Origin of the sequence: Amycolatopsis marina (genome assembly GCF_900111885.1) — a bacterium.
GTDB classification, from domain to species: domain Bacteria; phylum Actinomycetota; class Actinomycetes; order Mycobacteriales; family Pseudonocardiaceae; genus Amycolatopsis; species Amycolatopsis marina.
In genome coordinates this window covers 46,077-67,151 of record NZ_FOKG01000025.1, presented here as the reverse complement: position 1 = coordinate 67,151, position 21,075 = coordinate 46,077, and the positions used below count along the sequence as shown (strand labels likewise).

Here is a 21,075-nt window from a genome sequence, read left to right as displayed (position 1 = left end):
GGAATGCTACGGGTCTGAATAGCCCGAGTGCTGAATGAGACGCTGATTTTTTATTAGTTTACAAGGGAAAACACGACGACTACCGTCCGCCCGGTGAGCATTCGCGCAGCCGGGCCGGACGGTTGTTGCACGCGCGCGGGCGCGGTGTGGGATCCGAACTGGTGCGGAAGCACCCCGCGAAGCACGACCCTGGACCGCGACGTCTGAGCATCCGGCGCGTCACCCGTTCGGCTCGCCCGAACTGCGCGGAAGCCAGGTCAGGGAGACAATATCCGGCATGACACACGGGCAGGACCGGAAGTGGACCTCCTCCGCCGACGGCGAGGCCGAACCGCTACCTCTCGGGTCCTCTGTGGAGGATCAGGATCAACGGGATGCGCCGCGCTCCGAGCACAAGCGCACCAGGATCAGCGGTGTGTGGGTCGCGGTCGTCGTCGCCACGGTCCTGCTGATCTTCCTGCTCGTTTTCATCCTGCAGAACCTCGACCCGGCGACCGTGCATTTCCTCGGGGTGTCCGGCAGCCTGCCGCTGGCTGTCGCGATGCTCTTCTCCGCGATCGCAGGCGCACTGCTGGTGGCTCTCGTCGGTGGGGCCAGGATTCTGCAACTGCGCAAGGAAAACCGGTCCTCACGCAGAACCGTGCGCTAGCCGGTTTTGTCGGACGCTCAGGGACGCCAGGCAGGATCGCGGCCGAGCAGCCCGAGCACCCGGTCCAGATCGCTGCTGTCGCCGGGCACCTCGACCACCGCGCCGAAGGCCTTGCCCGCGCCCCGATCGTCCGGCCCAGCCGGGATCTGGCTCGCGATCCTCAGCGCCGCCGCGGTGAGATCCGGCTCGGGATCGTAAGGCGCGTCCAGTGTGCTCGCCAGATCCCAGCCGTGCACGATTGAGTCGATGAAGTGCATGCTCACTACGACTGCGCCGGGGAACGGGCCGAAATCGTGGATCGTCACCTGCCGGTCGAGCATCCCGTGGTCGTCGAAGGCCGCCAGCACCGCACGCACGGAGGTGGCATAAGCCTCGTACGGGTCCTCGCCCAGGTCCCCGCCGTTCCAGTCCTCGGCACTGCCGTGCCGCGCGGCGACGGCGAACGCGTTGTTCTCGCTGACCTGGTGGCGCATCAGGTCGCCGAGATCCCAGCCAGCACACGGGGTGGGCAGCGTGAGGTCGGCGGTCCCGATTCCGGCGACGATCTTGTCGAGGTGTTCCAGCGCGCGGCGGTCGAGTTCGCGAATGTCCATGTAAAACACGCTACGGAGCGGAGCGGCCCGGTCAAAGAGCCAAATCAGCGCAGGTTCTATTGGGCCAATCTAGGCTGTGGCCATGGACGTCCAGATCGACACGGAGGCCGGGCGCGGCCGCCGCGACGAGATCTACCGGCAGATCCGCGCCGCGGTGCTCGACGGACGTCTGCGTGCGGGGGAGGCGCTTCCGCCCAGCAGGGAGCTGGCGCAGCGGCTCGCCGTCTCCCGCAACACCGTCAGCGCCGCCTATGACCGGTTGACGGCCGAGGGCTTCCTCGTGACCAGGGTCGGTGCGGGCACCTTCGTGCGCGCCGGCGCCACCGGCGCCGAAGCCGAAGGCAAACCGGACCCACTGCGGCCGTTGGCCGAGTGGGACGAGGTTCCCGCGCCACCCGTGCTCTCCCACGCGCGGCCCAGGTACGACTTCCGCGTGGGGATTCCCGACGTGAGCCTGTTCCCGTTCGGCACCTGGCGGCGACTATCGGCAGGAGAACTGCGGGGCAGTGATCCGGACATCCTCGGGTACGGAAATCCGGCAGGGCATTCCGGGCTGCGTGCGGCCATTGCCCGCCATATCGGTGTCTCCAGGGACGTGCGGGTCACCGGTGAGGACGTCGTGGTCACCAACGGCGCACAGCAGGCGCTCGACCTTCTCACACGCGTGTTGTTGCGGCCGGGTGACCGCGTCGCGCTGGAGGATCCCGGTTACCCGCCGCCGCGGCGGTTGCTGGGCGCGCTCGGAGTGCATCCGGTCGCGGTCCGGCTGGACGAGGAAGGACTCGTCGTCTCGGAGATCCCGGACGGGACACGTGCCGTCTACGTCACGCCGTCCCATCAGTTCCCGCTGGGCATGTCCATGTCGTTGTCCCGGAGGCTGGAACTGATCGAGTGGGCTCGCCGCCACGACGCGGTAATCGTGGAGGACGACTACGACACCGAGTTCCGCTACACCGGCAGGCCCCTGGAACCGTTGCACAGTCTCGACGAGAGCGGCCGGGTCGTCTACATCGGATCGTTCTCCAAAGTACTGCTGCCCGCACTGCGTCTCGGTTTCGTCGTCGCGCCACGTTCGCTGCGCGCCGCGCTGGTCAAGGCCAAGCACCTCAGTGACTGGCAGACGAACGGTCCGGTGCAGGCCACCCTCGCGCGGTTCATCGAAGACGGCTCGTTCGCGAAGCACGTGCGCAGGGCGCGGCGGGAGTACCGGGCACGGCACGACCGGCTGGCGGAGGCACTCGTCGGCGAGTTCGCCGATCTGGGCACTCCCGTCCCGGCGCAGGCGGGACTGCACGTCAGCGTGCTGACCGAGCGGCCTACGGGGAATCTCGTTCGTGCCGCCCGCGAACTGGATGTGGCACTGTTCTCGCTCGGTGGCTTCGGGATGCGCCGCGAAGGGCCGCGCGGTTTCGTTCTCGGCTACGGCGCCGTTCAGCTCGCCGATATCGAGCCGGGGCTACGGCGCCTGCGTGCCGCATCGTCGAAGTGACTGCCGCGCAACTGGCCGGTGCTGTTGTGCCTACCGGCGGGTAGCATCAGTACTCCGGCAGGAGGGAGAGGCACCGTGGGTCCAGTGGATCGTTCGTCCGGCAGGAGTGCGAACAGCGGGGACAGCGGTCCCGACCTGGTTCGCCGAGCCGGTTCGCTGGCGGGCTGGGCAGCGCGCACCGGCGTCTCTCTCGGCAGGCGGCTGCCGGGAGCCGAGGTGGCCGAACGGGGCCTGCGCTCGCTGGAGCGCGTGGCCCTCACCGAGCTCCGCCGCAGGCTCGACGACGTCGACGACCCGTATCACGCCGCACTGACCCAGGCATCGGCGATGACACAGCACACGGACAACGGCAGGGCCCAGGATCCGGTCGCGGTCCGCGCCACCGCCACGGTGGTACCGACGGCGCCCGGGCAGGTCGAGCCGCTGCGCGCGGCGATGGGCGAACTGCTCAACCAGTCGATCGGCTTCGGCAAGGAACGGGCACGGGAGTACCTGTACGCCGTGATTCTGCGCCAGCTCACCCCGGACGAGGCACGCATCCTGTCCGCGCTCTCCGACGGCGCGCCGTTTCCGGCGCTCGACGTCGTCGAGCGCACCGGCCTCGGCGGAGGTGGCCGCGTGGTGCTGCGCAACGCTTCCACCGTCGGCAAGTCGGCCGGGGTGTCGCTGCTCGACCACGTCCCCAGTTACCTCACCCGCCTCATCGGACTCGGTCTCGTCGACCTCGGTGAGGAAGCACCCGGACTGGACACCCAGTACGAGATCCTGATGACCGATGCGACGGTGCGCGCGGCAGAGGACTCGGTGAAGCGGGCCAGGTTCGTCCGCCGCACGGTGCACATCTCGCGGTTGGGCAACCACTTCTGGCAGGCCTGTGACCCGAGCGGCGCCGCTCTGCGTTAGGCCCAGGCCGACGGCTCATGCCGTCATGGAGGGGGACTCCAGTGTTCCGCTCTAGCTTCGGCCCGCTCCTCGACTCGGTCATGCGCGTGCGTGCTGCCTGCCGCTAGCTCCTGCGAACAGGTGCACTTTTTCCACTGCCGTGTGACCATGGTCACTCGTTGCGGTGATCAAGTGGAAGCCGAGGTGGTCATGGGTGCGCTCGTCGACGACTTCATCGAGAACTGGGTGCTCTACAGCTCCATCCCGGTCGTCGCGGCACTCATCGGCTATCTGACCAAACTGGTCGCGATCCGGATGATGTTCCGGCCGCTGGAGTTCGTCGGGGTCAAGCCGTTCCTCGGCTGGCAGGGCATCGTGCCGAAGCGGGCCGCCCGGATGGCGAGCATCGCCTGCGACACGATGACCCAGCAGCTCATCCGGCCCGCCGAGGTGGTCGACCGTCTTGACGCGGACCGCATCGCGAAAGAGATCGAGAAACCACTGCTCGCCGCCGTCGAGGAGATCGTCCGTGAGGTCGCGGCGGAGTACCAGCCGGGCTTGTGGGAGTCGCTGCCGAACCAGGTGCAGCGGCTGATCATCAGCCGGGTGCAGTCCGAGGCGCCGCGGATGGTGGGCGCGGTGATGGACAGCATCAAAGCCGATGTGGACGAGGTGTTCGACCTCAAGGACATGGTGGTCACCAGCCTGGTCAAGGACAAGGAACTGCTCAACCGCATTTTCCAGGAGGCGGGCCGCAAGGAGTTCCAGTTCATCGCCAGGTCCGGTCTGTACTTCGGCGCGGTGATCGGGATCGTGCAGATGGCCGTCTGGATCCTGTTCAAGCTGCCGATCATCATGCCGCTGTTCGGCCTGTTCATCGGGTGGTTCACCGACTGGCTGGCACTCAAGATGATCTTCCATCCGAGATACCCGGTGCGGTACTTCGGCCTGTTCGAATGGCAGGGGTTGTTCCTCAAGCGGCGAGCCGAGGTGTCGGAGGCCTACGCGTCGCTGATCGCCAAGGAGATCATCACCCCGCACAACGTGATCGAGGCGGTACTGCGGGGACCGCTGTCGGACAGGGTGCTCAGGCTGATCCAGCGGCAGGTGGACGAGGAACTGGCCAAGCACGTCAGCGTCGCCAAACCACTGGTGGTTCTCGCTGTCGGCAGCAAGCGCTACCAGGAGATGAAGCTGGGGATCTCCGAGCAGATCATGCGCAGATTGCCCGAGACCATGCGTTACGTCGAGGACTACGCCGAGGACGCGATGGACATCCGCAACGTCCTCGTGCGGAAGATGAAGGAACTCGACGCCGAGGAGTTCGAGGGGCTGCTGCGACCCGCGTTCCAGCAGGACGAGTGGATTCTCATCGCCACCGGCGCGCTGCTCGGCGCGGCCGTCGGTGAGCTACAGGTGCAGGTCCTGCTCCAGTTCAGTGGCTGAGACCTGTGCCGTGTGCAAGCCGCTACTTCTTGGCCGCGGCCTTCGCCGCCTTCTTGAACTCGCGGACCTCGGTCAGGGACTCGGCGCTGGTCACGTCCGCAATGGACCGGCGAGAGCCCTCTTCGCCGTATGCGCCTGCCGCCTCGCGCCACCCATCGAGCTTGACGCCGAGCTGTTTGCCGAGGAGCGCGAGGAAGATGCGGGCCTTCTGGTCGCCGAACCCTGGCAGCGCCTTGAGTCGCTTCAGTGCTTCGGCACCGTCGGGCTTGCCCGTCTTCCAGATCCGGTCGGTCTTCCCGCCGTAGTTCTCCACGATGTGCTCCGCGAGCGCGTGCACCCTGCGAGCCATCGAACCGCCGTAGCGGTGGATGGCCGGTTTCTGCACGCACAACTCCACGAACTCCTCGAGATCAGCCTCGGCGATCTTCGTGACGCTGAACCCGTCCATCCGGTCGGCGATCTTCTTCGGCCCGTTGAAGGCGACCTCCATCGCGATCTGCTGATCCAGCAACATCCCCGTGAGCAAGGCGAACGGGTCCTCGCTGAGCAGCTTGTCGGCCTCTGCGTCGCCGGTCAGTCGTAGCTTCTTGGGCATGACGTCATCCTGGCACGGCGATCCCCGGCTCACCATGACCCACATCGCTGACGGTGCTTTCGTTGGGGCCGGTCCTGCCATGAGGTGGGACTGTGCGAGCTGTTAGAAGGGGTCGGTGAACAACTTCTACCACCTGTGTTTCGTCGTGCAGGATGTGCGAAAGGCGACCGAGGACCTCACGCGCACCGTGGGGGTGACGTGGAGTCCCATCCGGGAGGGGCGACTGGGCTCCTGGGAGTACGAGATCGTCTTCTCCGTCGAGGGACCACCGTTCTTCGAGATCATCCAAGGTCCCGCAGGTAGCCCGTGGGACGCGACCATGGGGTCCCGGTTCGACCACATCGGCTACTGGTCGGCGGACGTCCAGTCGGACAAGGATCGGCTGGCGGCCCGAGGCGCCCCGATCGAGTTCGACTCCTGCCCGTATGGCCGTTCCTTCACCTACCACCGCCTGGAGAGCCTCGGCACCCGGATCGAGTTGGTCGACCAGGCGGTTCAGGAGGGCTTCCTGCGGACCTGGCAACCGGGCGGCTCCGCCATGCCCGCGCTCAACCTCGACCCGCCAGGTGCAGAGCGCTGATCAAGCAGTGCGGGACGGCGCGCTCGCGTGCACGAGGAAGACGGACCTCGGCCGCTCCCCGGTGATGTCCAGTCTGGTCGCGTTGGCCTGTTCGAACCCGGCCGCGGTGGCGAGCGCCGCTGCCTGCCCGTTGTCCTGTGGAAGCGGCAGGTCGGTGGCCACGAGCTTGGCGAAGGCGCCGGACGGGCGGAAGGTCTCGGCAGGCGGCAGGGTGAAGGCCACCCGGCCGCCCTGACGCAGGACACGAAGCCAGTCGTGAAGCGCCGCTCTGCCGAGGAAGTGCAGCGACGAGGCGCAGAGCACGATGTCGACCGCGTCGTCTGCCATCGGCGCCGGGACCGCCTGGCCGACCTGCCAGTCGATCCGCCCGTCCGCGTCCTGCACGGCAGCCCGGCCACGCGCCCGCTCGATCATCGCGGGGGAGATGTCGACGCCGACGAGCCTGCGCGCGTCCAGGTGGCGCAGCGCGGCGAACGCCGCCGCACCGGTACCGGTGGCCACGTCCAGCACCAGTCGCGGGGAGACCGTCGCGGGAAGCCCGCGGACGAGTGCCTCGGCGACGGACTCGTGAAAGTGGTCGCCGTCGTAGCCGGGAGCGAGACCGTCGAACAGAGCACCGGCATCCGGAGTCGTCATGATCGAAGATTACCGAATCCGCCCGACGGTGTGATATAGCGGAAGTAATAAGGATGCGAGTGGCCCATTTCACTATTTACTGGTGAAGGCCCGGAAATTGTCGAACGGTAAGTGACGCTGCGATGGCGGGCAGATCACGTTTCCGAAAAGGTGCACGACTGGGAAAGAATATGGGCAAGCTAATAGCGGTCCCGGACCGCTTGGTCACACTCCGTCGCCATGGCTGCCGTGGAACAGCGGGAATCGTCCGTCGTAGCGCTCGCATTTCTGTGGCGATACCACTACCGTAAGCGGCAGATGGAGCCTCGGTGCTGGTCACGGTCCTGCACGCCGCTGGCGAGTACGGCGGCCGGTCGTTTTGCGCACATAGCACACGAACGGGCATGATCGGTAGATCTATGTCGTCATTGTCACAGGTGATTCGTCATCTTCGCAGGTAGCTCGCTTGCTCGTTGTGGCGTGGGCTGAGCTGCGGAAACTGGTCTGTTAAGTTGCATTGATATGTCCGGAAAGCACTCAGACCGTGCCAACGGCGATAATCGAGCGGTCGGCGACGTGGTGATCGGGAACCCGTCCAAGTCCGACGGCGCGGCGCTTTGGCGAATTGCGCGAGATTCACAAAAGCTGGATCTCAACTCGTCATACGCCTACCTCTTGTGGTGCCACGATTTCGCCTCCACCTCAGTCGTCGCCAGAGTCGACGGCGAGCCCGTCGGTTTCGTGGCCGGCTACCGCAGACCAGACGCGCCGGATGCGGTCGTCGTGTGGCAGGTGGCGGTGGACTCGTCGCAACGAGGACGTGGTCTCGCGGGGAAGTTGCTGGATGCGCTGTTCGACGGGCTCGTCGGCGGCGGTGGGGTCCGCTACCTGGAGACGACGATCACCCCGGACAACGAGGCCTCGATTCGGCTGTTCGCGTCATTCGCGAAGCGCTGGGACGCCGAGTTGAAGTCGTCGGCGCTGTTCGCGGCCGACGACTTCCCGGACGAACACGAGCCGGAGGACCACTACCTGATCGGGCCGTTGGCGCCCCGGAACGTGGCAAGCGGCTGAGTCCTCCACAGGGGACAATGCTGATACGAGAACTGAGAGACGGAGCAAGCGTGAGCATCTTCGAAACGCTCGAGTCGGAAGTGCGCAGCTACAGTCGTGGCTGGCCCGTGGTGTTCGATCGAGCGCAAGGTAGCTGGCAGTACGCCGAGGACGGCAAGGCCTACCTTGACTTCTTCGCCGGAGCGGGGGCGCTCAACTACGGGCACAACAACCCGGTGCTGAAGCAGGCGCTGATCGACTACATCTCCCGTGACGGGGTCACCCACTCACTGGACATGTACACGACAGCGAAGCGAGACTTCCTGCAGACCCTCGACGACGTGCTGCTGAAGCCGCGCTCGATGGAGTACAAGGTCGTCTTTCCTGGACCCGGTGGCGCGAACGCGGTGGAAGCCGCGCTGAAGCTCGCGCGCAAGGTGACCGGCAAGGAGTCGGTCATCAACTTCACCAACGCGTTCCACGGGATGACCCTGGGTGCCCTTTCGGTCACCGGTAACTCCATGAAGCGCGGGGGTGCCGGCATTCCGCTGGTCCACGCGACCCCGATGCCGTACGACAAGTACTTCGACGGCGCCTACCCCGACTTCCTCTACTTCGACCGCCTGCTGCAGGACTCGGGTAGTGGACTGAACGAGCCCGCTGCCGTCATCGTGGAGAGCGTCCAGGGTGAAGGCGGCATCAACGCCGCGCGCCTGGAGTGGCTGCAGGGCCTTTCCGAGCTGTGCAAGCGGCACGGCATCCTGCTGATCCTCGACGACGTCCAGATGGGCTGCGGCCGGACAGGCCCGTTCTTCAGCTTCGAGGACGCGGGCATCGAGCCGGACATGATCTGTCTGTCCAAGTCCATCAGTGGCTACGGCCTGCCGATGGCCGTGACCCTGATCAAGCCGGAACTCGATGTCTGGGAGCCGGGCGAGCACAACGGCACGTTCCGGGGCATCAATCCCGCCTTCGTCACCGCCGCGGAGTCGCTGCGCACCTACTGGCGCGACGACGAGCTGGAGAAGGCGACAAGGGCGAAGGGCGAGCGCGTCGGTGCCGCACTGTCGGAGATCGCCGACTCGTACCCGGACGCGGGACTCTCGGCCAAGGGCCGCGGGCTCGCGCGTGGGCTCGAGTTCCCCAACGGGGAGCTCGCGGGCAAGGTGTGCGCCGCCGCCTTCGAGCGTGGCCTGCTCATGGAGACTTCTGGCCCCGACGGTGAGGTCATGAAACTGCTGCCGCCGCTGACCACGACGGACGCGGAGTTCACCCAGGGCCTGGAGATCATCACCGAGTCCGTCCGGACCGTACTGTCCGTCTGAGACAGTCCTTCCGGGCAACAAAACTGAACGACACCTCAAGGAGCACGCTTTGATCGTCCGCACCCTCGACGAGATCACCGACACCGACTCCGACATCAAGACGGAGAACTGGCGGAGCAAGCGCATCATTCTGGCCAAGGAGAAGGCTGGATTCTCGGTGCACGAGACCACCCTCTACGCGGGAACGGTCAACGATTTTTGGTACGCGAACCACATCGAAGCGGTGTTTGTTTTCGAGGGTGAGGGGGAAATCACCGACAAGGCCACCGGTGAGACTCATCAGCTGAAGCCTGGATCGCTGTACCTGCTGAACAACCACGACAAGCACCAGGTGCGGCCGAAGACCGACATGCGCACCGTGTGCGTGTTCAACCCGCCGGTGACGGGACGGGAGGTACACGACGAGAACGGCGTGTACCCGCTCGTGCGCGAAGAGGACTGAGCTGGCTCCTGCCGTTCCGACCACAGACCACCCGAACTGACCGGTGCTCCTCACCACCACCAATGAATGGGGCAATTCAAAACAATAAAATTTAGGAGGCGAGCAGCTTGACGCTCACGGACACCCGTGTGGAGGACAGTTACCCGACCAGAATCCCGGGCGAGGCACAGCTCATCGACCGCGTGGATCCGACCGTCTGGGGCGGCGAATCCGATGGACCGATCGATGCGGCCACCCTTGCCTCACATGATGCCAAGGGATACTCGGTCGTGGAAGGACTGCTCTCGCCTGCGGAGGTCCAGGGCTACTGGCAGGAACTGGTCCGGTTGTCCTCGGACGACGAGCTCAAGGCAGACGAGCGCGTCATCACCGAGAAGGAGTTCGGCGAAGTCCGTTCCATCTTCGAGGTGCACAAGATCAGTGAACTGATCGGCGAGCTGGTGCGGGACCCAAGGGTGCTCGACCGGGCTCGGCAGATTCTCGGCTCGGAGGTGTACATCCACCAGAGCCGGGTGAACTACATGCCCGGCTTCAAGGGGTCCGGTTTCTACTGGCACTCCGACTTCGAGACCTGGCATGCCGAGGACGGCATGCCACGCCCTCGGTCGGTGAGCTGCTCGATCGCTCTCACCGACAACTACCCGTTCAACGGGGGCTTGATGGTGATGCCCGGCTCGCAGCGCACTTTCGTGCAGTGTGTCGGCGAAACACCTGACAACTACTACAAGACCTCGCTCAAGGAACAGAAGATCGGTGTTCCGAGCGAGAACGACATCATGAAGCTCGCCGCCGAGTGCGGGATCGACCAGTTCACCGGACCTGCCGGTTCGGCGCTCTGGTTCGACTCGAACATCATGCACGGCTCGGGCAACAACATCACGCCGTATCCGCGCTCGAACATCTTCCTGGTGTTCAACAGCGTGGAGAACGCGCTGGTGCAGCCCTACGCGGCGAGCAAGCCCCGGCCCAACTTCATCGGCAGCCGGGACTTCACTCCGCTGTCCCGTTAGGGCGGGCGCCAAGGGTGCGGTCGGGCCGCTTGTAGCGGTCCGACCGCACCCTGTTATGTTGTGCCGGTCACGCGCGCCGGTCCGGCTGGACGGGCGTCAGCGTGACTGTTGTCGGTGACGGTGGAACGGGTTTCTGCTCGGGGTGAGCTCCCGCGCCGCTGCCTACGACAACACCTGGTGGATCGTCCTGCGAGTCCGCCGCAATCACCACCGAGTACGGCCCCGCGCCATCAGATCGGGACTGATGGCACGGGGCCGTATTTGTGCGCGCTGCCGCCGAACGGGTGACGATCGGTGGTGGAGTCCCGGGGAATCGCCTTTGCGCATCCGCCGTCCCCGCGTTCGCGATACGTTCGGCTTCTCGTTGAAGGCCGACCGGGGGGACGGACGTGAACGAACGGGATATTCGTGATGGCACAGGGCCGGATGTGCGGATCCAGCTGCTCGGCCCGGTGCAGCTGCTGGCGGACGGAAGGGCGATACCGGTAGGGGGACCGGGCGTTCGCGGTCTGCTTGCGCTGCTCGCACTCGATGCCAACAAGGTCGTGACGCTCGACGACATCATCGACGCGCTGTGGGGACACGAGCCGCCCGCGACGGCGCGGACGATCGTGCACGGCAACGTGTCCCATCTGCGGCGCGTGCTGAGATCGGTGTACGGGGAGAAACGCGCGGACAGCGCGGAGTCCGCTCGGATCCGCACGGCGCCGCCGGGTTACCAGTTGCACGTCGACCCAGATCGGATCGACGTACACCGCGCGCGAGCGTTACTCGAGCGAGCCGCGGTTGCGCCGCTGGCCTTACGGGCCGACCTGCTGCTGGAGGCGTTCGCCCTGTGGCAAGGGCCGGTGCTCGGCGGAGTCCCGCAGTCGGTGGCGGCGCCCGCGCTCGAAGAGCTGCGGCTGGCCGTGCACGGTGCGCGAGTCGATGCCGATCTCGAACTGGGCAGACATGCCGAGTTGATCGCGGAACTCACGCCGATGGTGCGGGAGAACCCGGCAGCCGAGCGCACGGTGGGCCAGCTCATGCTCGCGCTGTACCGGGCGGGCAGAAGGGCTGATGCTCTCGACATCTTCCGTCAGGTGTCGCGGTACGTGAACGACCAGCTGGGCATCGACCCAGGACCTGAGCTGCGGCAGCTACACGACCGGTTGCTGCAGGACGACCTGGACGGTGGCAATCCCGGGGTCACGGTTCCACTGGTTCCCGCCCAGCTGCCCGCCGCGCTGCCCGTCCTCGCGGGGCGAAGCAAAGAGCTGGAGTGGCTCGACCAGCTCGGTGCGGGGGCCGACGCAGGGGCAGGGGCGATCGGCGTGGTCACCGGGACAGCGGGAGTCGGGAAGAGCGCACTCGTGGTCTGGTGGGCGCACCGAGCCGCGGGGCAGTTCGTGGACGGCGTGCTCTTCGCCTCGCTGCGCGGATTCGACCCCCGCACACCCGCGCTCAACCCTGCCGAGGTGCTCAACCAGTTCCTCCTCGGTCTCGGTGTCGCCGCGGCGGAGCTACCGGAACAGCTGCACGAGCGGGTCGCGCTCTACCGGTCACTGCTGGCCGGTCGCAGGGTGCTGGTGGTGCTGGACGACGCGGGATCGGCGGAGCAGGTGCGCCCGTTGCTGCCACCCGGAGCCCGGTCGATGACGTTGGTGACCAGCCGGTCCAGGCTGGACGGCCTCACGGTCAGCAACACCGCGCGGGTGCGTGCGCTGGACGTCCTGGCTCCCGCCGATGCGGTGCGCCTGATCGAGGACCTGGCGGGCGCGACTCCCGACGGCCGCAACGAGCGGCTCGCGAAGCTGTGCGGCTATCTCCCGCTGGCGTTGCGGATCGCGGGGGCTCGGCTCGCCGGTAGTCCACCGTGGATCGGCGAGGAACTGCTGAAGGAACTCGCCGACGAACGGACCAGGCTGGCGGCTCTGGAGGCGGACGGTGGGGAGGCGAGTTTGCGGGCGGCACTCGATCTGTCCTATCGGGGTCTGGCCGCGGAGCACGCTGCGACCTTGCGGGTCATCGGGGTCCTGCCACTCGGCGCCGTGGACCCACACCTGATCGCCGCGCTGTGTGGCGTGGAGGTGGGCGAGGCCCGGAACAGGCTGCGGCTGCTGGCGTCCCAGCACCTGCTGGCGGAGCCGAGGCAGGACCGTTTCACCCCGCACGATCTGGTGCGGCTGTACGTGCGGGACCTCGCCGAGACCGAGCTGACCGGGGCGGAACGAGCGGAACTGCTGGCCGATGCGGTCTGGTACTACCAGGCCGTCGCGGATCGTGCGCGCAGGCGGCTGCTGCGGATCGTGGACCCGCTCGAGTTCTCCGGACTGCTGCCGGAGGGCAGTGCTGTGGTGCCCGCGCTGGCCACGTTCGACGAAGCGCTGGACTGGTTCGCCGCGGAATGGGCCAATCTGCTGGCTGTGATCGAGGCTGCCAGTGCTGCCGGTGCGTACGAGGACGCGTGGCAGTTGGCGAGAGTGGCGCACACCTATCGCGTGGTGCGCCCGTGGTGGGACGAGTGGTCCCGGCTCGTGGAGCTCGGGTTGACCGCGGCCGAGGCGGCGGGCAGCGAACTGGGGCGCTGCTGGATGCTGATCTCCCGGTGTGCGGTGGCACTGACCTTCGGCCTCGCCGAAGGCAGCCTCACCGATGCCGAGGCCGCACTGGACATCGCGCGGGATCTCCAGGACGACCGGCTGCGGATCTCGGCGGAAATCCACGTCGGCTGCGCGCTTGTGCTCGCGGGCCGGGACGACGAGGCGATCGCCAGGCTGTTGACCGCGATCGAGGAGACCGAACGAACCGGGGATCTCGCGCTGCAGGGCCAGGCGCTGAACAACTGCGCGGAGGCCGAGAAACGTGCGGGCAGGTACTCCGAGGCGATCACGCACCAACTGGCTTCGCTGCGGGTGGACCGCAAGCTCGGCGACGACAGCTACGCGGTTGTGTCGCTGAACAACCTGGCCGAGCTGCACTTCGCCCTCTGCGAGCATGCCGAGGCGGAACGCTACGCCCGGGAGGCCCTCGAACTCACGGTCGCGCGCGGATTCGTTTTGCAAGAGGGTGTGGCGCGCTTCACTCTTGGCCGGATCTTAGGTGCTCGTGGCAACGTATCGGGAGCGAGGCAGCAGCTCACGGCCGCACTCGAACTCCACGAACGAGTAAGCCCGCGCTCAGCGGTCGACATCCGGGCAGAACTGGAGCGGCTGCGGCCCGCTGATGCTTAGCGGATTCTTAGTGGCGTCACGATCGTTCGGCGTACTGTCCGAATCGCAGTGCTTGCCACAGCGGCCTTCAGGGGGAGGAGTTGCTGTGGCGGCACTGTTCCTTCGTGACGCAGGGAGGGCTGCGCGGAGGAAGACGGGCGTCTCACGAGACGAGCCGTTGCGTGCTGGCCGGCCGGCCCTGGTGGGGGGAGTTCCGGCCGGCCAGTCGCGTGGGGATGGTGCGCCTGCAAGTACCCCCAAGCAAGATCGACATCGTCGTCAAGTACCCCCAACCCAAGCCCGCACTTTCCCGGGAAAGTGCGGGGATGGAAACTCCCGTACCAGGTCAAGGGCGTGCCGGCTCGCACTTTCCCGGGAAAGTGCGAGGTAGGGCTGGGTGCGGAGATCGCTACGCCTCAGGCTGTGTTTATTTTGCAGCGCTTCGCAGGCTGCGCGCTGCGTGCGTCTCCTTCGGCGGATGGGTGTCGTTGTGGTGAGGTTTTGTGCCCGCCTCAGTCGAACAGACTCCCCTGGGAGCGGATCTCCAGCAGCTCGTACACCGGCCTGCCGCGGCGGCCGTCGATCGTCGTTGTCCGAACCACCCGCAGGCGCGCCGTGACTGGCTGATCCAGCTTCAGCTTGATCTCGTCGAGCAGGTCGGGCGCGACAGCGCCCTGGATGGTTCCGCCGGTGTCACGTTCCAGATAGAAGATGCGCCGACGGGTACGCACACCGTCGAGCCTGCCGGTCACAGTCTCGTAGCCGACGTCCTCACGGGACTCGCGAAGGCTGCTCTGCAGCACCCTGGCCTGCTCGGTGGTCATGCTGCGCGCCACCTCCTCGCCGGAGGTGGGGGTGAGCGTCAGGCCGATTCCCGAGTTCTTGGTCACCGCGTTGACGATGTCGCTCACGGCGTTGCGCACGGTGTCGCGCTGCAGCAGGACCGCGTCGAGCGCGCCGTCGTCGGAGCCGTTGACCGGGAGGAAGTCACAGAGTTCCTTGACCGCGCGCTCAGACAGCGTCTCGATGCCGTCCTGGATGAGCGCGTCCTCGGCACCGATCTCCGGAAAGCCGAAGAAGATGGTGTTGCCCGCCTGGCCGCGCTGGATCAGCGGTGCCTTCTCCCGGTCCGCGGGTTGCACCGAGGTGATCTCGCCCTGCGGGTTGCGAACGATGTGTCCGATCTTCGCGGTCGCGTCCTGCAAGGAGCGGCTGATGTCGGAGAACGTGTAGGCGTCCAATTGGGTCGAGCCGAGAACCGATACCCGCAGCAGTGGCGCTCGGGAGGTGCGTTCGAACTTGGCGTAGGCCGACATCGCGGAGGCGCGTGCCAGGTCGTCCAGCCAGGTACCACCGGGAATGTCGTCGGCGATGCGCCGGAACCTCATACCGTCCTCACCAGGTCACTTCCGCGAAACCCTTGACGAGCCCCTCGACGGTGCCGTGCGGTCCCCGCACCGCCGACCATGTCTCGGCCCAGGTCTCCTCGTCGCCGGGACGGCAGAGGAAGCCGTCCAGCAGCCCGCCCACCGGCTGAACCTGGTCCAAGTACATCACCGGCTGCTCCACGATCACTCCGCGCAGCGTCAGCAGGCCATAGATTTCCGCCCTCGCCACACTGTCCAGACGCTTGAGACTGCCCCAGTCGTCAGGCAGCAGCAGGACGTCGATATCGCGTGGAACACCATCCATTCGGGTGGTGAAGCCGCCGCTGATCCAGGCCCGTCCCGCCGGGATCATCCGCATGACGACACCGAGATAGCCGCCGAGAGCGCCGAAGAGGTTCTCCCGCTCGTTACGGTGCGGGGCGTCCCAGACGAACCGCTCGTAGATGTCGGAGAGGTCGGCGGGATGCCGGCCAGGCGGCAGCAGGTTGTCCGGCGTCCAGTGCGGGAGCGCCATCTGCCTCCTTACGGTGCGTGTCCTGCGGCGAGTCACCCGCCCTGCGAGATCCACGCAGCGGACGGCACGTGCCGCATCGATGGATTCCCCAGATGGCCCGGCGCGGCCTTCGCTCGCATGGATGTTCGAATTTATCAGTTCGGTCTCAGCGCTCACGCGGACGGTGGCCCGAGTCGTCCACGATCTCGGTGGTGTGTCCGTCGTCCTCGCCCGGCCATTCGTTCCTGGAGCGCCAGCTCTCATCGCGCGGAAGCGTTCCCGACTGACCGCCGAGGTTGATCTGCTGAGTCAGATCGTCGTCCTGGGGCTCGAACCGGTCGTACGCCGCGGCGGGCAGTGGGATGTCACCGGAGATCCGTTCGGGAGCTTCGGTGTGGGCCCGAGAGCCTGCGCTGTCCTCTGCCCGGGTTCCGACGCGGTCCTGGCCGCCCGGTTCCGGATGCTGCTCGGCAGTACTGATCTCTGGCTTGGCGGGTTGCCGCCGGGTCAGGAGAAACCCGGTGATCCCGGCCCCCAGCGCGAAGGAGATCAGTAACCAGAGCCAGATCTGCCCGGCCAGCCACATCATGGCAATCCCTCTCTCACCTCAGTGTGATCTCCACCCGGCGGTCGTCGCCGCCGTCGGTGCGCGGCTGGGTCGCGCCGTAGCCCCTGGCTGTGATCCGCCCAGTCGGTAGCCCCTCGGAAACCAGCAGGTCGACCACGGTCTGGGCGCGGTCGGTGGAGAGCGACATCGCGGTGGACTCGTCTCCCGGAGTCGCCGCGACGTGGCCGCCGACCTCGATCACCTCGTAGCCGCCGGCCCCGGTGAGCAGCTCGGCGACCTGCTGCGCGGTGCGCGCACCCTCCTGGGTCAGCTCGGCTGTGTCCGGTACGAACGAGATGGGTTCGTCCTCCAGCAGCCGGTCGATCTCGGCTTGTAGCTCCTCGATGCTCTGCCCGCCGGAGCCGCTCGTGGTCTCGGCACCCGCGTGCTCGACGACACGTACTCCGGAGACCGAGCGCACGACAGCGGCGGCCTGCTCTGCCCGGTCGCCGGCGAATCCAGCCACAGTGGCGTCCCGCCCGTCGAACGTGACTGTCCCGCCGTCCAGCCCTTCCTCGGCAAGGGCGGCAGCGGAACGCTCGGTAAGACCGGCTTCGATGTCCTGCCCGGTTGTCCATCCGGCGAGCAGGGTGAGTACCCCTGTCACCAGCAGCCCGAGCGGAATCAGCGGGAGCCAGCCGCGTGGACCGGACATGGGCTGACTGTAAGCCCGCTCTGGTCCCGATGCGACTTGAGAAATCCTCGCCTATCGGTGGATCAGCGCAGGTCTTGGTTGCAGGCGGCGACGTCGACCAGGCCGATGGCGGGCGGCTCTGGCGCGGCTTCGATGAGCGGCATCAGCTGTGGACGCTTGGGCGCGAGGCCGTCCCCCATGGACTCACCGCGCAGCTGCCGCCGGATCCACGGCAGCAGGTGTGCTCGTGTCCATTCCAGATCTGACCGTCGTGAGGTGATCCAGGTGGCGTGCTCGTCGTTCTCCGGCCACGGCTCGCGCCAGTCCGCTTCCGTGGAAACACCGAGCACCTCGGCAGTGCGCAGCGCGATGCGGCGATGCCCCTCCGCGGTGAAGTGCAACCGGTCGTCGCTCCAGGCCCGCAGATCGTGCAGCGCGTCCATGGCCCAGAGATCGACCACCTTGGCACCGTATCGGTCGGCGATGGCCCAGAGGTGCGCGTTGTAGATCCCGACCTTGCCCCGCAGGATGTTCATCACCGATACCTGCTTGGTGTCCGGACCGGTGAAGATCACGACGTTGATCCCGGCGGCGCGCAGTTTCGCGACCGCGGCCTCGAACCGTCCGGCGACGGCGTCGACGTCGGCACCGGGAACGATGATGTCGTTGCCGCCCGCGCAGAGCGTGACCACATCCGGCCGGACTTCCAGGGCGATCGGGAGTTGTTCCTCCACGACCTCGCCGAGCATCTTGCCCCGCAGCGCGAGGTTCGCGTACTGGAAACCGGTACGGCCTCCCGCGAGGATCTCGGCGAGACGGTCGGCCCAGCCGCGGAACGTGCCGTCCGGCCGCGCGTCGTTGAGCCCTTCCGTGAAGCTGTCGCCGAGTGCCACAAAACTGTCGAAGGCGTACACGTTGCGTCTCCCTCCATCCGCGCCTGGTGCGATCCCCGCCAAGTGCGTCCGTCCCCTGGTCAACATCCCGACTTGCCCAGGTAGTCCTGCCCTTCGCCACCGTCGGTTCCGACGAGGGTCCCCAGTCTCTTCCTTTGTCGGCCGATCCTGCATCCGCATTACTGCGTCTTCCGTCAATACCGGCCGCTGCCCGGGTCGCGGACGGATGGATGTAACGAAGCTCTCATCCGGGCCTGACCCTTGGCCTGATTTGAGGCACGCTATAGGACGTGACCGACAGTCCCGTGCCTGAGCCCGCCCCGGCGCGGGAATCGCTGGCCACCCTGCTCGGTGGGCGCGGCGGTGCGGTGGACGCGAGCCTGCCGCCCGCGGCCTTCGTGGTGGGCTGGCTGGTTGCCGACAGTTCGATCGCCTGGGGCGCGGCTGCCGCGATCGCGGTGAGCATCGTGGTGGGCGCAGTGCGGCTTTCCCGAGGCGGCAAGGCCCGGGCCGTCGTGGTGAGCCTGACAGCGGTGATCGCCGGGGCGCTGATCGCGCTCTATACCGGGCGCGCCGAGGACTTCTTCCTGATCCAGCTGCTGTCGAACGTCGCGAGCGCACTGGTGTGGTCCGCGAGCATCGTGCTCCGCTGGCCGTTGCTCGGCGTCGTGGTGGGCACGCTGCTCGGGCAGCGGACCCGCTGGCGCCGGGACCCCGCACTCCTGCGGGCCTATTCGCGGGCCAGTTGGATCTGGGTGCTGCAGTACACGATCAGGGTGATCGTGTTCGGCCTGCTGTGGTGGAGTGGTGCGGTGGTGGCACTCGGCGTCGCCCGCACGGTGCTCTCCTGGCCACTGGTGGCGCTCACGATCGCGGTGAGCGGCTGGGTCCTGCACAAGTCGCTCCCGCAGGAGCATCCCGGCCTGCGGCTCGCCGCCGAGAGCAAGGGTGATGGCGCGCGCTGACTCCGGTGAGGCGGAGGCCCTGCACGCGGAGCGAGGTACGAGCGAGGCTGATGTGCGCTGCCTGCGGCTCGCCGCCGAGAGCAAGGGTGATGGCGCGCGCTGACTCCGGTGAGGCGGAGGCCCTGCACGCGGAGTGAGGTACGAGCGAGGCTGATGTGCGCTGCCTACGGCTGGGGGCGGGGGGCGTCCTCGCCGTAGGCGTCCACCGCGGCTAGCCAGGCAGCGCCGAGTTCGCCGTCGGCACTGCCCAGCACGTCGAGGTCCGCCAGTCCTGCGCGCACCTCGCGCGCGACCGGGCCACACTGGCTGAGGACGCTGCCGACCAGCACGACGGGCGTGTCCTCGCCCGGCTCCCGGGCCGCAAGCGCTTGCGCGACCAGTAGTTCGGCGGCGCGCGTGGTGATCCTCGCCGCGGCCGGGTCGCCCTGCTGCTCTGCCGCACTCACCAGCGGCGCGAAGCGGGCGAGCCGGATGGGCGCCTCGGCGTTGGCCATGGTGATCAGCTTGTGCGCGACCTCGAGCGGTGTGCCCGAGGGTGACTCGCCGAACGCCTCGGCGAGGACCGTCGCCGACAGCCCGTCGATCGGCTGCCCGCCGGTGAGTGCGTCCAGGGTCGCCCGGACGGCCTGCCTGCCCAGCCAGAACGCCGACCCCTCGTCGCCGAGCAACCAGCCGTAACCCCCGGCTACCGAGACGCGCCTGCGCTTGCGAATCCGCGCGGCGATCGAGCCGGTGCCCGCGATCAGCACCGTGCCGTCCGGCGCGGTCGTCGCGGAGGCGAACGCCGCCTCCGCGTCGCTCACGACGCGAACCGGGCAGCCGAGCCCGAGCCCGTCCCAGGTCCGGTCGAACGCCTCGGCGACGACCGGGTCGCTCAGCTTGCTCGCCCCGGCCATACCCACGACACAGGCGCGCGTTCTCGCCGCGTCCAGCCCGCTCAGCGCCGCTGTGATCGCTTCGGCGAGGTGCGCCGTCGCATCCTCCGGGGAATGGGAGTTCGGGTTCGCTCCGCCGGATCGGCCCCTGCCGAGCATCGACCCGTCGGGGCCGACGGCCAATGCCCTGGTGGACGTACCGCCTGCGTCCACGCCGACGACGTGCCCCTCGTGCCCGTCCATCATCGGGTCCTGGTCACCTTCTGCAGCCCGCGCGGGCGGTCCGGATCTCCGCCCCTGGCCAGCGCGAGGCCGAGCGCGAGCCGCTGGATCGGCAGTATCTCCAGGATGGGGGCGACCTCCTCGGTCGTCTCCGGAACCTCGATGCGCACCGCCGCGGGCACCTTTCCCGCGGCCGAGCCGACCGCGAGCACGTCGGCGCCCCGGCCGGTCACGGCGTCGAGCACGTCGTGCATCGCCGCACCGCCCTTGCCCGCGCTGGTCACGGCGAGCACCGCGGTGTCCTCGTCGATGGCGGCCACCGGACCGTGCAGCAGGTCGGCCCCGCTGTAGGCGCGGGCGGCGAGGTAGCTGGTCTCGGCGAGCTTGAGTGCGGACTCCGCCGCGCTCGCGTAGGAGTAGCCGCGCCCGGTCGTGATGACCCGCTCGACGAACCGGTAGCGGTCCACCGCCCTGGCCACGGCGTCCTCGGTGCTGTCGAGTGCGCGCTGTGCCTGCTCGCCGATCGATGCCACGTGGGCGCCCTCGCCACCGCGCACGGCGTCGATCAACAGGTAGAGCGCCAGCAAGGTCGAGGTGTAGGTCTTGGTGGCCGCGACCGCGTTCTCCGGCCCGGCACCGATGTCGACGGCGAGCTCCGCCGCACTGTGCAGCGGCGAGGACGGGGTGTTGCTGACCGAGACGGTGAGCGCACCCTGGCGCCGTGCCGCCTCGGTGACCTCGAGCAGGTCGGGGGAACCGCCGCTTTGGCTCACCGAGATCAACAGCACGTCCCGCAGATCGGGCTTGGCGCCGTAGAGCGTCGAGGTGGAGGGCGAGACCAGGCCCGTGGGCAGGCCGAGCAGCACCTCGATCAGGTATTTGGCGTAGAGCGCCGCGTGGTCGCTGGAGCCGCGGGCCGCGAGCAGCGCGAACCGCGGTGGCCGCGCGGCGATGCTCCTCGCGACCTCGGCGATGTCTCCCCTGCGGTCAACGAGGCCCGCCAGCATGTCTGGTTGCTGGGCGACCTCGGCACTCATGTGCTGGCCAGGTCGTTGGCCGCTGTCCCTGCTGGTCATCTCGCTCCCGATTCCGGCGGTACCTGAGTGGTCGGATGAGGTCTAGACCAAT

Annotated in this window: 21 protein-coding genes; 11 read left to right on the top strand and 10 right to left on the bottom strand. The window is 67.5% G+C overall.

The annotated features are described in order from the left end of the window. Positions 1 to 277 precede the first annotated feature (277 nt). Positions 278 to 649 (top strand): LapA family protein, encoded by a 372-nt coding sequence (locus BM199_RS28830; protein ID WP_091678150.1) that lies wholly within the window; start codon positions 278 to 280, stop codon positions 647 to 649. A 17-nt stretch (positions 650 to 666) separates the two neighbouring features. On the opposite strand, the gene BM199_RS28825 is transcribed toward BM199_RS28830, so the two are convergent. Then, positions 667 to 1,242: a TIGR03086 family metal-binding protein gene (locus BM199_RS28825; protein WP_091678147.1), complete on the bottom strand. Its 576-nt coding sequence runs from the start codon at positions 1,240 to 1,242 to the stop codon at positions 667 to 669. An 82-nt stretch (positions 1,243 to 1,324) separates the two neighbouring features. Between BM199_RS28825 and pdxR the strand changes: the two genes are divergently transcribed. From pdxR to BM199_RS28810, 3 genes are all read left to right on the top strand, one after another. Next, positions 1,325 to 2,731, top strand: coding sequence for a MocR-like pyridoxine biosynthesis transcription factor PdxR (gene pdxR, locus BM199_RS28820; protein ID WP_091678144.1), 1,407 nt, complete (start codon positions 1,325 to 1,327; stop codon positions 2,729 to 2,731). Positions 2,732 to 2,806: 75 nt separating this feature from the next. After that, positions 2,807 to 3,634: an Abi-alpha family protein gene (locus tag BM199_RS28815; RefSeq protein WP_425425611.1), complete on the top strand. Its 828-nt coding sequence runs from the start codon at positions 2,807 to 2,809 to the stop codon at positions 3,632 to 3,634. A gap of 189 nt (positions 3,635 to 3,823) precedes the next feature. After that, positions 3,824 to 5,059: a DUF445 family protein gene (locus BM199_RS28810; protein WP_091678187.1), complete on the top strand. Its 1,236-nt coding sequence runs from the start codon at positions 3,824 to 3,826 to the stop codon at positions 5,057 to 5,059. A 22-nt stretch (positions 5,060 to 5,081) separates the two neighbouring features. Here the strand turns inward: BM199_RS28810 and BM199_RS28805 are convergent, their stop codons facing one another. After that, positions 5,082 to 5,654: an HhH-GPD-type base excision DNA repair protein gene (locus tag BM199_RS28805; RefSeq protein ID WP_091678139.1), complete on the bottom strand. Its 573-nt coding sequence runs from the start codon at positions 5,652 to 5,654 to the stop codon at positions 5,082 to 5,084. 115 nt (positions 5,655 to 5,769) lie between these two features. Here BM199_RS28805 and BM199_RS28800 point away from each other — a divergent pair, with 115 nt between their 5' ends. After that, positions 5,770 to 6,234, top strand: coding sequence for a VOC family protein (locus BM199_RS28800; protein ID WP_091678137.1), 465 nt, complete (start codon positions 5,770 to 5,772; stop codon positions 6,232 to 6,234). Here the strand turns inward: BM199_RS28800 and BM199_RS28795 are convergent, their stop codons facing one another. Then, positions 6,235 to 6,870, bottom strand: a complete 636-nt coding sequence (locus BM199_RS28795; RefSeq protein ID WP_091678134.1) for a class I SAM-dependent methyltransferase — start codon at positions 6,868 to 6,870, stop codon at positions 6,235 to 6,237. Between the two features lie 501 nt (positions 6,871 to 7,371). Between BM199_RS28795 and ectA the strand changes: the two genes are divergently transcribed. The 5 genes from ectA (at position 7,372) to BM199_RS28770 (ending at position 13,891) form a co-directional block, all read left to right on the top strand. Continuing rightward, entirely contained in the window at positions 7,372 to 7,923 is a 552-nt protein-coding gene (gene ectA, locus BM199_RS28790; protein WP_091678131.1) for a diaminobutyrate acetyltransferase, read from the top strand. 50 nt (positions 7,924 to 7,973) lie between these two features. Beyond that, positions 7,974 to 9,227, top strand: a complete 1,254-nt coding sequence (gene ectB, locus BM199_RS28785; RefSeq protein WP_091678129.1) for a diaminobutyrate--2-oxoglutarate transaminase — start codon at positions 7,974 to 7,976, stop codon at positions 9,225 to 9,227. Between the two features lie 49 nt (positions 9,228 to 9,276). Continuing rightward, on the top strand, positions 9,277 to 9,669 hold the full coding sequence (locus tag BM199_RS28780; RefSeq protein ID WP_091678126.1) for an ectoine synthase: 393 nt from the start codon (positions 9,277 to 9,279) through the stop codon (positions 9,667 to 9,669). Positions 9,670 to 9,776: 107 nt separating this feature from the next. Continuing rightward, complete coding sequence (thpD, locus tag BM199_RS28775) at positions 9,777 to 10,679, top strand: ectoine hydroxylase (protein ID WP_091678124.1); 903 nt, start codon at positions 9,777 to 9,779, stop codon at positions 10,677 to 10,679. A 389-nt stretch (positions 10,680 to 11,068) separates the two neighbouring features. Then, positions 11,069 to 13,891, top strand: a complete 2,823-nt coding sequence (locus BM199_RS28770; RefSeq protein WP_245788860.1) for an AfsR/SARP family transcriptional regulator — start codon at positions 11,069 to 11,071, stop codon at positions 13,889 to 13,891. Between the two features lie 491 nt (positions 13,892 to 14,382). Here BM199_RS28770 and BM199_RS28765 read toward each other — a convergent pair whose 3' ends face one another. The 5 genes from BM199_RS28765 to BM199_RS28745 all read right to left on the bottom strand — a co-directional run bounded on the left by BM199_RS28765 (position 14,383) and on the right by BM199_RS28745 (position 17,906). Then, positions 14,383 to 15,258, bottom strand: coding sequence for a hypothetical protein (locus BM199_RS28765; protein ID WP_091678121.1), 876 nt, complete (start codon positions 15,256 to 15,258; stop codon positions 14,383 to 14,385). Between the two features lie 7 nt (positions 15,259 to 15,265). Continuing rightward, positions 15,266 to 15,772 (bottom strand): DUF6932 family protein, encoded by a 507-nt coding sequence (locus tag BM199_RS28760; RefSeq protein ID WP_091678119.1) that lies wholly within the window; start codon positions 15,770 to 15,772, stop codon positions 15,266 to 15,268. A gap of 145 nt (positions 15,773 to 15,917) precedes the next feature. Next, positions 15,918 to 16,340 carry a hypothetical protein gene (locus BM199_RS28755; protein ID WP_091678116.1) on the bottom strand — a complete coding sequence of 141 codons (423 nt, stop codon included), beginning with the start codon at positions 16,338 to 16,340 and terminating at the stop codon, positions 15,918 to 15,920. Between the two features lie 13 nt (positions 16,341 to 16,353). Beyond that, positions 16,354 to 17,013, bottom strand: coding sequence for an OmpA family protein (locus tag BM199_RS28750; protein ID WP_091678113.1), 660 nt, complete (start codon positions 17,011 to 17,013; stop codon positions 16,354 to 16,356). A gap of 62 nt (positions 17,014 to 17,075) precedes the next feature. Beyond that, positions 17,076 to 17,906, bottom strand: coding sequence for an SGNH/GDSL hydrolase family protein (locus tag BM199_RS28745; RefSeq protein WP_091678111.1), 831 nt, complete (start codon positions 17,904 to 17,906; stop codon positions 17,076 to 17,078). A gap of 269 nt (positions 17,907 to 18,175) precedes the next feature. Here BM199_RS28745 and BM199_RS28740 point away from each other — a divergent pair, with 269 nt between their 5' ends. Next, on the top strand, positions 18,176 to 18,850 hold the full coding sequence (locus tag BM199_RS28740; protein ID WP_091678108.1) for a DUF3159 domain-containing protein: 675 nt from the start codon (positions 18,176 to 18,178) through the stop codon (positions 18,848 to 18,850). Between the two features lie 164 nt (positions 18,851 to 19,014). On the opposite strand, the gene BM199_RS28735 is transcribed toward BM199_RS28740, so the two are convergent. After that, the gene (locus tag BM199_RS28735; protein ID WP_245788859.1) at positions 19,015 to 19,971 is read right to left on the bottom strand and encodes an N-acetylglucosamine kinase; all 957 of its coding nucleotides are present in this window, start codon (positions 19,969 to 19,971) and stop codon (positions 19,015 to 19,017) included. Beyond that, the gene (locus BM199_RS28730) at positions 19,968 to 21,023 is read right to left on the bottom strand and encodes an SIS domain-containing protein (RefSeq protein ID WP_245788857.1); all 1,056 of its coding nucleotides are present in this window, start codon (positions 21,021 to 21,023) and stop codon (positions 19,968 to 19,970) included. Before BM199_RS28730 ends, BM199_RS28735 begins: the two co-directional genes overlap by 4 nt. Between the last annotated feature and the right edge of the window lie 52 nt (positions 21,024 to 21,075).